The organism is Niveibacterium microcysteis, from assembly GCF_017161445.1.
GTDB lineage: Bacteria > Pseudomonadota > Gammaproteobacteria > Burkholderiales > Rhodocyclaceae > Niveibacterium > Niveibacterium microcysteis.
Map to the genome: position 1 here is coordinate 2,072,643 of NZ_CP071060.1, position 11,571 is coordinate 2,084,213.

Annotated in this window: 10 protein-coding genes; 7 read left to right on the top strand and 3 right to left on the bottom strand. The window is 62.2% G+C overall.

Annotated features, from left to right (window positions below; translation table 11 throughout):
• The first annotated feature begins 97 nt into the window (after positions 1–97).
• The 4 genes from JY500_RS09415 to JY500_RS09430 all read left to right on the top strand — a co-directional run bounded on the left by JY500_RS09415 (position 98) and on the right by JY500_RS09430 (position 5,084).
• Positions 98–553: a pullulanase-associated domain-containing protein gene (locus JY500_RS09415; RefSeq protein ID WP_172202971.1), complete on the top strand. Its 456-nt coding sequence runs from the start codon at positions 98–100 to the stop codon at positions 551–553.
• A 66-nt stretch (positions 554–619) separates the two neighbouring features.
• Positions 620–2,260, top strand: a complete 1,641-nt coding sequence (locus JY500_RS09420) for an alpha-amylase family glycosyl hydrolase (RefSeq protein ID WP_206256165.1) — start codon at positions 620–622, stop codon at positions 2,258–2,260.
• Positions 2,257–3,150 (top strand): aldo/keto reductase, encoded by an 894-nt coding sequence (locus tag JY500_RS09425; protein WP_206256166.1) that lies wholly within the window; start codon positions 2,257–2,259, stop codon positions 3,148–3,150. The genes JY500_RS09420 and JY500_RS09425 overlap by 4 nt, the downstream gene beginning before the upstream one ends.
• A gap of 56 nt (positions 3,151–3,206) precedes the next feature.
• Entirely contained in the window at positions 3,207–5,084 is a 1,878-nt protein-coding gene (locus JY500_RS09430; protein ID WP_172202968.1) for a glucokinase, read from the top strand.
• Positions 5,085–5,127: 43 nt separating this feature from the next.
• On the opposite strand, the gene panC is transcribed toward JY500_RS09430, so the two are convergent.
• Genes panC through JY500_RS09445 form a run of 3 tightly spaced genes read right to left on the bottom strand, consistent with a single transcriptional unit; the run spans position 5,128 to position 7,806 of the window.
• Positions 5,128–5,952: a pantoate--beta-alanine ligase gene (gene panC, locus JY500_RS09435; RefSeq protein WP_206256167.1), complete on the bottom strand. Its 825-nt coding sequence runs from the start codon at positions 5,950–5,952 to the stop codon at positions 5,128–5,130.
• Positions 5,953–6,010: 58 nt separating this feature from the next.
• Positions 6,011–6,640 (bottom strand): LysE family translocator, encoded by a 630-nt coding sequence (locus tag JY500_RS09440; protein WP_206256168.1) that lies wholly within the window; start codon positions 6,638–6,640, stop codon positions 6,011–6,013.
• Positions 6,637–7,806, bottom strand: a complete 1,170-nt coding sequence (locus JY500_RS09445; protein WP_172202965.1) for a M20 aminoacylase family protein — start codon at positions 7,804–7,806, stop codon at positions 6,637–6,639. The genes JY500_RS09440 and JY500_RS09445 overlap by 4 nt, the downstream gene beginning before the upstream one ends.
• 308 nt (positions 7,807–8,114) lie before the next feature.
• Here JY500_RS09445 and JY500_RS09450 point away from each other — a divergent pair, with 308 nt between their 5' ends.
• The 3 genes from JY500_RS09450 (at position 8,115) to creC (ending at position 11,493) form a co-directional block, all read left to right on the top strand.
• On the top strand, positions 8,115–9,305 hold the full coding sequence (locus JY500_RS09450; RefSeq protein ID WP_206256169.1) for a hypothetical protein: 1,191 nt from the start codon (positions 8,115–8,117) through the stop codon (positions 9,303–9,305).
• A gap of 80 nt (positions 9,306–9,385) precedes the next feature.
• On the top strand, positions 9,386–10,063 hold the full coding sequence (creB, locus tag JY500_RS09455) for a two-component system response regulator CreB (protein ID WP_206256170.1): 678 nt from the start codon (positions 9,386–9,388) through the stop codon (positions 10,061–10,063).
• Positions 10,060–11,493, top strand: coding sequence for a two-component system sensor histidine kinase CreC (creC, locus tag JY500_RS09460; RefSeq protein WP_206256171.1), 1,434 nt, complete (start codon positions 10,060–10,062; stop codon positions 11,491–11,493). The genes creB and creC overlap by 4 nt, the downstream gene beginning before the upstream one ends.
• The last annotated feature ends 78 nt before the right edge of the window (positions 11,494–11,571 follow it).

The window sequence follows — 11,571 nt, forward strand, 5'->3', positions numbered from 1 at the left end:
CGTGGCGGTGTAGCACCGTCGCGATTCGGCGCCTACGGATAGTCTCGCTGTGCGAAATGGATATCCCTGCTAAGTACTTTCCACCGGAGGACAACCCATGACTACAAAGCGTTTTTTTCTGAAGGCCGTTACTGCACTGGCTCTGGGCGTGGCAGCAATGCCGATTTTCGCGGCGGATGCTTCTGATCCGGCCGAAGGTCAGATCGCGATCAACTACTTCCGCCCGGATGGCAACTATGCCGGCTGGGGTCTGCATGCATGGATTGGCAACCCTGGTCAGCCGGGTACGCCGATTGATGGCGTGGACTGGTTTGGTCCGCTGAAGCCGAAGGGCAAGACGGACGATGCCGGCGTGTACTGGCACGTTCCGCTGTCGGCGTTTGGTAAGAGCGGCTTCGTGAACTACATCATTCACAAGGGCGATACCAAAGAGCAGGGCGGGAAAGATCAGCGCTTCGACGGCAACACCATCAAGCAAATCTGGGTGAATGCTGGCGACAAGGCGATCTACACGTCCAAGGAAGAAGCAATCAAGGCTCGCCAGGCAAAGTAATTTGCGTGTGTGACGATCCGCCGCCCTTTGAGGCGGCGGATTTTATTTGGTCCCCGCGAGGCCGTTATGCGCCAGATCTTTGCGATCTTTGTTGCTTTTGGATGTGTCCTGAGTAGTCAGTGTTTCGCGGCATCGGAGTTCGCGGACAATCCGATTGTCTATTTCCTCGTTACGGATCGCTTCAAGAACGGCAATCCGGATAACGACGGCAGCTACGGTCGCAAGAGAGACGGCCTGAACGAAATCGGCACCTTTCATGGCGGGGATCTCGCCGGCGTTACCGAACGGCTCAAGTCTGGCTGGTTTTCGGCGCTAGGCGTCAATTCAATATGGATAACCGCACCGTACGAACAGATTCACGGTTGGGTGGTTGGTGGGAACCAGGAGTTTAAGCACTACTCCTACCACGGCTATTACGCGACCGATTTCACCGTGTTGGATCGCAACATGGGTACCCCGGATGAATTGCGCGAAATGATCGATACCGCGCATACACAGGGTATTCGGGTGGTGTTCGATGTTGTCATGAATCACCCGGGCTATCTCGATATCCAGAGCGCCCTCGATTTTCGTATCCCCGTTCTTTGGCGCGGCGCGGATAAGGCCGGCCTGCGTGATTACCACGAGTTTATCGACTACAACGCCGATAAGAAGAAGTGGGCTCAATGGTGGGGGGGCGCCTGGGTACGAGCCGGATTGCCCGGCTACGCGCCAGAGGGCAGCGACGATTACACGAAACAACTCGCCTATTTGCCGGACTTCCGCACTGAAAGCACGGAGAAGGTTGATCTTCCCCCGTTTCTTAAAGCGAAACGCGATACGCAGGCTAAGACGCTCCCGAATGCGACCGTCCGCGACTATTTGGTAACCTGGCTTACCAATTGGGTCCGGGATTACGGTGTAGACGGATTCCGATGTGACACCGTCAAGCATGTAGAACCGGCTGCATGGAAGCGCCTCAAATCCGATGCGGTAAAGGCGCTGGCGGAGTGGAAGTCGAAGAACCCGACGAAGAAAATTGACGATCAGCCATTCTGGATGGTCGGCGAGTACTGGGGGCACGGCGTCGAAAAGAGCGCGCTGTACGCCAATGGTTTTGACGCCATGATCAATTTCGATTTTCAGGATCGCGCGGCCAACCTTCGCGATCTCGACGGCGTCTATCGAGACTACGCTGCGAAGCTGGCAGGTGATCCGGGCTATAACGTGCTTTCGTATATTTCATCTCACGATACGAAGCTCTTTCCCCGCGGCCGCTTGATCGATGGCGGCACGGCGCTCTTGCTGGCGCCGGGCGGGGTGCAGATATTCTATGGTGACGAAACATCCCGTCCGCCGGGTCCGTTCACCAATTCCGATCCGCAGCAGGCTACGCGTTCCGACATGAACTGGAATGCGATCAATGATTCCGTGCTCGCGCATTGGACGAAGCTAACTCAGTTCCGCGCTCGCCACCCTGCTGTGGCACGCGGTCGGCATGCAAAGCTTTCTTCCAGTCCCTACGTGTTTTCGCGAGTTGCCGCTGACGGCAGCGATCGTATCGTTGCGGCGATTGGTGTAAACGGTGATCAGGAGCTTTCCGTTGGCGATGTATTTGCCAATGGGGTTAGCTTGCGCGATGCCTATACGGGACGTGAAGTGACGGTGAGTGGGGGCAAGGTGAAAGTGTTGGGCGAGGGCGTGGTGCTGTTGGAGGCGAGGCCATGATTGCGTCCCGCCATGTCGGGAAGATCTCTCCGATCGTGCTTGGAACCTGGCGCTTCCAGGAATGGTCGATGACAGCGGCGGAAATGGCCGCTTTTGTCGAAGGCGCGGCTGAGGTCGGGGTGACGACAGTCGACACAGCGGATATCTACGGCGATTACCAAGGCGAAGCGGCACTTGGTGATGCACTCCGGCGTTCTGCCGGCCTGCGCGATCGCCTGCAACTGGTTACCAAGTGCGGAATCCGCCTGAAGTCGGCCCGCTGGCCGGATCTGCGCGTCAAGCATTACGACTGTTCGCGTGGCTACATTGCCGCGCAGGTTGAGAACTCGCTCAGATCGCTTTCGACCGATCGTATCGATCTCCTTCTCCTGCATCGCCCCGACCCGTTGCTGGATGCGGACGAGGTTGCCGAGGCGTTCTGCGCGCTGAAGCAATCGGGCAAGGTCAGGACCTTTGGTGTCTCGAATTATCATCCTCACCAAGTCGAGCTGCTGCAATCGCGGTTACCGTTCCCCTTGGTGGTAAACCAGATTGAATTCTCGCTGCTGCGTACCGACCCATTGGCGGATGGCACGCTCGATCAATGCCAGAAGATGCGGATTGTTCCAATGGCATGGTCACCGCTGGCGGCGGGACGGCTTTTCTCGCAAGGCGATGAGCGCGGGCTCGCCGTGGGCGAGGTTCTGCAGCGGATCGGGCGGGAAACGGGTTTGACACCGGAGCAGGTTGCGCTTGCGTGGCTGATGCGCCATCCCTCTGGTGTGGTGCCGGTTATCGGTACTGGCAAGCTCGAACGGGTTCGTTTGGCCATCGCCGCCGCCAACCACAGCCTTGATCGTCAGCATTGGTACGAGCTGCTCGAGGCAACGATGGGTTGCGAGGTCGCATGATGGCTAGGGGGGCGCAGCGTGGTGTGACACCGGCTTCGGTTGCCGGATTTGTGCCCATGCTCTCGCACCCCAAACCGTACCTTGATGGCCCGCGATTGCTCGCGGACGTCGGTGCGACGAATGCACGTTTCGCGCTGGAGATGGCCCCCGGTGTCTTTGCGTCGATCGAAGTATTGCGGTGTGACGACTACGCCGGCCTGGTCGATGTGACCCGGGCCTATCTGCGCAAGGTTGGTGTGCTCCGTGTGAGTCACGCGGGCATTGCGATTGCCAATCCGATCGGCGGCGATCTGGTCCGAATGACCAATCGCGACTGGACTTTCTCTATCGATGAAGTGCGTCAGCGGCTCGACCTGACCACGTTGTTGGTCGTGAATGACTTCACCGCACTCGCGATGGCGCTGCGGCATCTGAATGCCGACCAGCGTATGCAGGTTGGCGGTGGTGAACCTCAGCCTAACTCAGTCATCGGCTTGCTTGGGCCGGGCACCGGCCTTGGCGTGTCAGCACTGATCCCCACCGAGGATCGGTGGGTAACGCTGGGCAGTGAAGGCGGCCACACAAGTTTTGCGCCTAACGACGAGCGCGAGATGGATGTGCTGCGCTATTGCTGGCGTGAGTACCCCCACGTGTCTGGCGAGCGTCTGATTTCCGGGCCCGGCATCGAATTGACCTATCGCGCCCTGTCCGAGCGAGACGGCGTGCCGCCCTTGCCGCGCAAGGCCAAGGATATCGTTGAGGCCGCGCTCACTGGCAGTGATCCAGTGTGCGTGGAAACGCTCGATTGCTTCTGCGGCATGCTTGGCACGGTTGCATCCAACTTGGCGGTGACCTTGGGTGCGCTGGGCGGTATCTACATCGGTGGTGGCATCGTGCCGCGGCTCGGGCCACGCTTCCTGCATTCACCGTTCCGCGCGCGCTTCGAGGCAAAAGGGCGTTTCTCGGATTACCTGTCGCAGGTGCCGACCTACGTGATCACTGCGCCGTATCCGGCGTTCCACGGCGTTTCGGCCATCCTGGCTGATCACCTGCGTGGCCGCGCAACTGGCGACAGTTCATTGCTGGACAAGATTCGCTCGGCGGGCCCGACCTTGTCGAAGGCTGAGCAGCGGGTCTCGCAGCTGGTACTCGCGCGCCCCCGGACCGTGTTGAACGATCCGATCATCGAGATTGCCCGGCAGGCTGAGGTCAGTCAGCCAACCGTGATCCGCTTCTGCCGCTCACTTGGATTCCAGGGACTGTCCGATTTCAAGCTCAAGCTCGCTTCGGGTCTCACTGGCACCGTTCCGGTTCGTCACAGTCAGGTGAGGCATGGCGATTCGGCGCCCGACATCAGCGCCAAGGTGATGGAGAACACCGCATCGGCGATCTTGCGCTTGCGCGACACCATCAACGTCGCCGCGATTGAAGAGGCGACAACACTCTTGCGCCGCGCCCGCCGGATCGAGTTCTACGCGATCGGGAATGCGGCGGTGGTGGCGCTCGATGCACAGTTCAAGTTCTTCCGGTTCCGCGTGCCCTGTGTGGCGTACTCCGATACTCACATGCAGATCCAGTCTGCCGAGTTACTCGGGCCGGGCGATGTCGTCGTGGTGATTTCGACCTCAGGCCGGCCGGCGGATTTGCTGCGCTCGGTCGATGCCGCGATGGCAGCAGGTGCCGAGGTGATTGCGATCACCGCGAGCAAGAGCCCACTGGCGCGCAAGGCGACGGTCAGTATCGGGCTTGACCATGTGGAAGACGGTCAAACCTTCATTTCAATGATCGCGCGGATTCTGCAGTTGGTTGTGATCGACGTGCTCGCGGTGGGCGTCGCGCTGCAACGCGGCGCCGAGAATCCGGAACGTGCGATCAACGAGATCGCACAACATGACGACGAGCGGCCCTTCGAGCCGGAGTCGTCGCGCTCGCGGATCTCCCACGTCACCGGATAGTTTCTGACGAGCACCGGCCTTGCCGGTGCAGCGCTGGCGCCGATCAGATTTCCAGGTTGTCGATCAAACGGGTGTTGCCGAGCCGGGCTGCGGCGAGCACGACGAGCGGAACGCCGACCTCGGCGGCTTGCAGATCCGCTTGCCGACGAATCGCAATGTAGTCCGGGCGCCAGCCCGCTTCATTCAGATGCGCGACTGCGGCGGCCTCAAGGGCGGCGAAATCATGGCGCCCGGCGCGCACGGATTCGGCGATGGCGGCGAGTTGGCGGTGCAGGCGCGGCGCCTCGGCGCGCTCGTCGGCACTCAGGTAGCCGTTGCGGGAGGATAGGGCAAGCCCGTCCGCTGCCCGTACGGTGTCGCAACCAATGATCTCGATTGGCATGGCGAGTTCGCGCACCATGTTGCGGATCACCATGAGCTGCTGGTAGTCCTTCTTGCCAAACAGCGCAACGTCCGGCTGCACGATATTGAATAGTTTGCAGACGACAGTCGCGACACCCTGAAAGTGCCCAGGGCGGCAAGCGCCTTCAAGAATGGCGTCCTGTGCCTGAGCGGGCTGCACGAAGTACTGCTGCGGCTGCGGGTACAGCTCGCGTTCGTCTGGCGCGAACAAGTGATCGACGCCGGCGTCGCGCAGCTTGGCGCAGTCCGCTTCGAAGGTGCGCGGGTACTTGTCGAAGTCTTCATTCGGACCGAACTGCAGTCGATTGACGAAGATGCTGGAGACAACCACGCCAGCGTGGTGGCGCGCTCGCTGCATCAGGCTGATGTGGCCCTCATGCAGGTTCCCCATGGTCGGGGCAAAGGCGACGCGGTCGGCGTTGATGAGCGCCTTGCGCAGGCTGGCAATCGTGGTGTGAACGTGCATGAAACCAAATCCCGTAAAACGAGGGCGCGAGGATGCCTCAGACTGCCGCGACAGGCAATCAGCGAATCCCCACAGCGGTAAGGATCCCCAAGCCGACAAAGAGCCCGCCGGTAGCACGGTCGAGCCAGCGCGTAAGGCGTTCGCGACGACGTAGCCAGCCGCCAAGCGGCGCCGCAGCCAGCGCGATGCCGCCGAAGACCATGGCGGCGACCACTGCGAAGAGCGCACCGAGCACCGCCAGCTGCAACGGGGCCGGCCAGCCGTCCGCGCGGATGAACTGGGGCAGGAATGAGAGGAAGAACAAAGCTACTTTGGGGTTGATCGCATTGGCGATCAAGCCGCGGCGGAAATAGGGCAGGAAGCCAGCCGCAGCCGATGGCGTGTCGAGGTTGGCGAGCTGGGCGCCGCGAGAGCGCAAGGCCTGAACGCCGATCCAGACAAGGTAGGCTGCACCGGCCAGTTGGAGCGCGCGAAACGCGAGCGGTGAGGCCGCTATCAGCGCGGACACGCCAAGCACTGCCAGCAGCGTGTGATTGAAGCAGCCGACTGCACAGCCCAGCGCAAAGCCGAGTGCCTCGCTGCGCCCGCGCGATACCCCAAGCGTCAGCACCCCCAGGTTGTCGGGGCCCGGCGCGACAGCGAGCAGCAACGCGGCGCCAATGAAGAGCAGGATCTGGTCGGGGCTCATGCGGGCGCCAAGGCGGTTTCGACCAGCCTCACCCAGTAACTCGCACCGATCGGCAGGGCTTCGTCGTTGAAGTCGTAATTCGGGTTGTGCAAGGTACAGCCACCTTCACCGGGTCCGTTGCCGATCCACACGTAACAACCCGGCCGCGCCTGGGCGAAGTAGGCGAAATCTTCCGCACCCATGCTTGGGCGCAGATTGGCCAGTACGCCGGTCGCGCCGGCCACCTTGGCAGCGGCTTGTGCGCACACGGCCGCAGCCGCAGCATCGTTGATCGTCGGTGGGTAGCCGCGCCGATAGGTGTATTCGGCGCGAACGCCGTGGGCCGCCGCGATACCGTCGGTCACGACACCGATGGCATGTTCCAGGCGGTCGCGTTCATGGTGAGACAGGGCGCGCACGGTGCCCATCAGGTAGGCGCGATCCGGGATCGCGTTGTACGCCTCGCCCGCATGAAACTGGGTAACGGATAGCACCGCAGGTTCGAGCGGATCGCGCGTTCGCGTGATTAGCGATTGCAGTGATTGCACCAGCGCCGCGCCCGCAACAATCGGGTCCAAGCCCTGCTGAGGCATGGCGGCGTGTGCGCCGCGGCCGTGCAGATGGATTTCCCATTGATCTGAACTTGCCATCACCGGGCCAGGAAAGACGCCAAAGCTGCCGACTGGCAACCCTGGCCAGTTGTGCATGCCGAACACCATCTCGAACGGGAAGCGTTCAAGCAGGCCGTCCGCTAGCATCGCCGGCGCGCCCCCTTCGCCTTCTTCGGCCGGTTGGAAGATCAGCACGACTGTGCCGTCGAAGTTGCGGTGCTTCGCCAGGTATTCGGCGGCGCCGAGCAGCATCGTGGTGTGACCATCATGGCCACAGGCGTGCATGCGGCCAGCGTGCCTTGAACAATGCTCGAAGGTGTTGCGTTCGGTGATCGGGAGCGCATCCATGTCGGCGCGCAAGCCAATCGCCCGCGTGCTGCTCCCGGCACGGATGACGCCAACCACGCCGGTGCGGCCGATGCCGCGATGTGTCTCGATCCCAAGCGCTTCCAGGTGTCTCGCGACCACATCACCGGTCCGGTGTTCGTCGAAAGCAAGTTCCGGATAAGCGTGGATATCGCGTCGAATGCGCGACAGCTCGCCTTGCCGTGCGCGGATGTCATCGATGATGTTCATCTCTCCGCCTCTTGTGAATGCACTCTGCTGGGGCGACAAGTCTAGCAGGGACCCGCACATGACGCCGTCGACGGCCCGCGGTGCGCCGTCGCCCTGCTGCAAGGCTTGGTGGGATTGCGTGGATAGTGGGCATTTCAATCAGAACGAGATAGCGGGGCCATGCGTTGCGTGACGTGTTTGGCGCATTGGATTTCCGCTTCTCGCGTCGCCCGAGGTCGCCGGGATATATTCCGATTTCATGGGCGGCACAGCCGCCGGATCAGAGTAAGAGGGGGGCGCATATGCGGAACTGGGCATTGGCCGTTGCAATGGCTACCTGCTGCACAGGTGTGCAGGCGAAGGATCTGTTCGAACTCGACGCCTTGGTGCGCGAGAGTGGGCAACAGGGCAAGGCAGGCTTTTCCGCAATCGGCGATCTGCTGGATGCCGTTTCGGCAAGCGGTCTGCAAGGCGTTGTCAGTACCTATACCGAGACATCGGCGGCCGTGGCAACCCTCTACATCCGGGGCCTGCCAGCACAGGTGGAGTACGCATCCGGATCGCCGACGCTGAACTTTCGCGTGCCTTCACTCGGCATCAACCTGACCTTCGCCGGCGGCACCCGCAGCGCGAGTGAAGACCAGTTCGAAACCTGGATGAAGGGCGAGGGCGCCGACCTGCTGACACGGATGTTGAAAGAGCTCGCCCATGTTTCGCCTGTCGACCCGGTCGCTGGCAACCCTGGCAGCCTGATGGGGCAAATGGGTGCAGCCGACTTCTCGACGGCGGCCGACTCGGTGTTCGTCGACGACACAACGGGTAGCTCCATGGCTGGCAACAACTATGCGCTGGTCGGACTGGAGTTCGGGCGTTACAGCGCCGGCGGATTCTCGCAAAACGTCACCAAGTTACCGCTCGGCTGGACCTGGAACCTGGGCAACGGCTACCACTTCAAGCTGGAGGCGCCGCTGACCTACACCACGGTGGAAGGCGCCAAGGGCGGCAGCGCTGCACTGGGTGGCGCGCTCCGGGTGCCGGTGCTCAAGGGCTGGGTGCTCACGCCAGCCTTGCGGGTTGGCGCGACCGGATCGTCCGACCTTGGCGCGGCGGCAGTGATGTACTCGGCGAGTCTGTCCAGCCGCTATGCCTTTGCGTTGGGCGACTGGCAGTTCGGCATCACCGACATGGTCGGTTTGTACCGGACGCAGAGCCTCAAGTACGGTGACTATGAAATCGACTATGACCTTTCGAACACGATGCTGCGCAACGGCATCGATGTGGGCAGCTCGTTGCCGTCAAGCCTGCTCGGGCGCCCGGCGGCGTGGCGTGCATGGATCATCGACACGCGCTACTCCGGCGACGCGCTCTACATCGAGAAGTACCAGGAGTTCGGGATCGCCGCGAGTACCCGTGTGAACTTCGCAGGTGTCACGATTGAACAATCGAGCCTGGGGATTACCTATACCCATGGTGACCATGATCTCAAGGGCTTCCGCCTGAACTTCGGCTACAAGTTCTGAGTTGATGCCACGCCGCATGTGGTGGGTGGGTTCCAAGCGGCGCGCTATCCTTGAGGCCTTTGCCCTTCATTGAAGAACCCATGAGTCGCGTCCTGATCGTTGATGACGAACCCGCCATTGCAGACACGCTGAGTTACGTGCTGCGCAGCGAGGGCCACGTTGTAGAGCAGGCGGAGAACGGGGCTGCGGCCTTGGCTCTGTTGCGCGATGCGCCGCCGGATCTTGCCCTGGTCGACATCGGCTTGCCGGACATCAGCGGTTTTGAACTTGTGCGTCGCCTGCGTGCCTTTTCGACGCTGCCGGTCATGTTCCTCACCGCGCGCAATGAGGAAATCGATCGTGTGATGGGCTTTGAACTGGGGGCTGATGATTACGTCGTAAAACCGTTCAGCCCGCGGGAGGTGGCGGGGCGGGTGCGGGCGATTCTGCGTCGCACGGCGGCTGTTGCCTCAGCGGCGGCAGCACCGGTCAGCGGTGGATTCACCTTGTTCGAACTCGAGGCGCGCATCGAATATCGCGCTCAGGCCTTGCCGCTGACGCGTTTCGAGTTCCGTCTGCTGGCCCATTTGCTACGAGCGCCGCGGCGGGTGTTCTCGCGCGAGCAACTGCTCGACGCGGTTTGGGGCAACGACCGTGACAGCACCGACCGGACCGTCGATACCCACGTCAAGACCCTGCGCGCCAAACTACGCGAGGTCGCGCCCGACGCTGATCCGATTCAGACACATCGCGGACTCGGGTACTCGGTGCAAGCTTGAGCCTACCGCTACGTATTCTCGTCGGCTATTTCGTCATCGTCGGCCTCACGGGGCTGTTCGCGCTGATGATCGTCGTGCGCGAGGTCAAGCCGAGTATCCGGGAGACGATCGAAGAGTCGATGGTCGACACTGCGAACCTGCTGGCCGCGCTCGCGTCCGACGAATTACGCGACGGCACCCTTGCAAAAGGGCGCTTCGCCACCCAGGTACGCGCCTACTCGCAACGGCAGGTCGATGCGCCGATCTGGCACTTCCGGAAAACATCGCTCGACTACCGCATCTACGTCACCGATGCGCACGGCATCGTGGTGTTCGATTCCGAAGGGCGAGCCGAAGGGCTGGATTACTCGCGTTGGATAGATGTCGCGCGCACGCTCAAGGGCGAATACGGTGCGCGCAGCACCCGCAGCGAACCCAATGACGACGCGAGCACAGTGTTCCACGTTGCTGCGCCGGTGATCGATGCGGGGCGCATCATTGGCGTGCTGACGGTTGCCAAGCCGATCGCCAGGGTGGACCCGATCATCGCGCGCAGCGAGAGCGTAATCACCCGCTACGGGCTGGCGCTTGTGGCGGCTTCGTTGGCGCTCGGTCTGTTCGTCACCGTCCGCCTTTCGTTCGCGGTCCGTCGCCTGCAGCGTTATGCGCGTGATGTTTCGGAAGGGCTCCCGGCCGAGGTGCCGCGATCCGGGGCGCGGGAGCTTAACGATCTGGCGCAGGCGATGGCCACGATGCGGCGCAAGCTCGACGGCAAACTCTATGTCGAACGTTATGTTCAGGCGCTGACGCATGAGCTGAAGAGCCCGCTTGCCGCAATCCGTGGCGCATCGGAACTGCTCGCAGAAGCCGATCTACCGGCGGCCGAGCGTGCGCGCTTCGCGCACAACGTGCATGCACAGAGTGTGCGCATGCAGTCTGCAATCGACCGGCTGCTTCTGCTGTCGCGGCTTGAGGCGCGCGACCGTACGCCCGATTTGCGGCGCCTGTCAGCGGGGGCGCTGCTCGACTCTTGTGTTGGCCCTCGCCGCGCCGTGGCCGAGCAGCGTGGCATCACGATCGAAGGGCCGGTGACTGAGTCCTGGCCTGAAATTCGCGGTGACGAAGCGCTGCTAGGTTTCGCTGTCGGCAACCTGATCGATAATGCGATCGACTTCTCGTCCGCTGGCGGTGTGGTGCGAATCACGCTGGATACCATCGGCACGCAGCTGGTGCTCTCGGTGCGGGACCACGGGCCGGGGATACCAGCATACGCGTTGCCACGCGTCTTCGAACGCTTCTTCTCCTTACCCCGCCCCGACGGCAGCCGCTCAGGCAGCGGCCTGGGCCTTGCCGTTGCGCGCGAGGTCGCGAGTCTGCACGGCGGTAGCGTTGACGTCGACAACGCAGAGGATGGCGGCGTTCTCGCGCGCCTCACGCTGCCGCTGGCTTAGGACTGGCACACCGCTGTTTCACGGCGACCTCGCCGGGCGTGGTCGGTACGCGCAGCCTCGGGACTTCACCCGGACTTC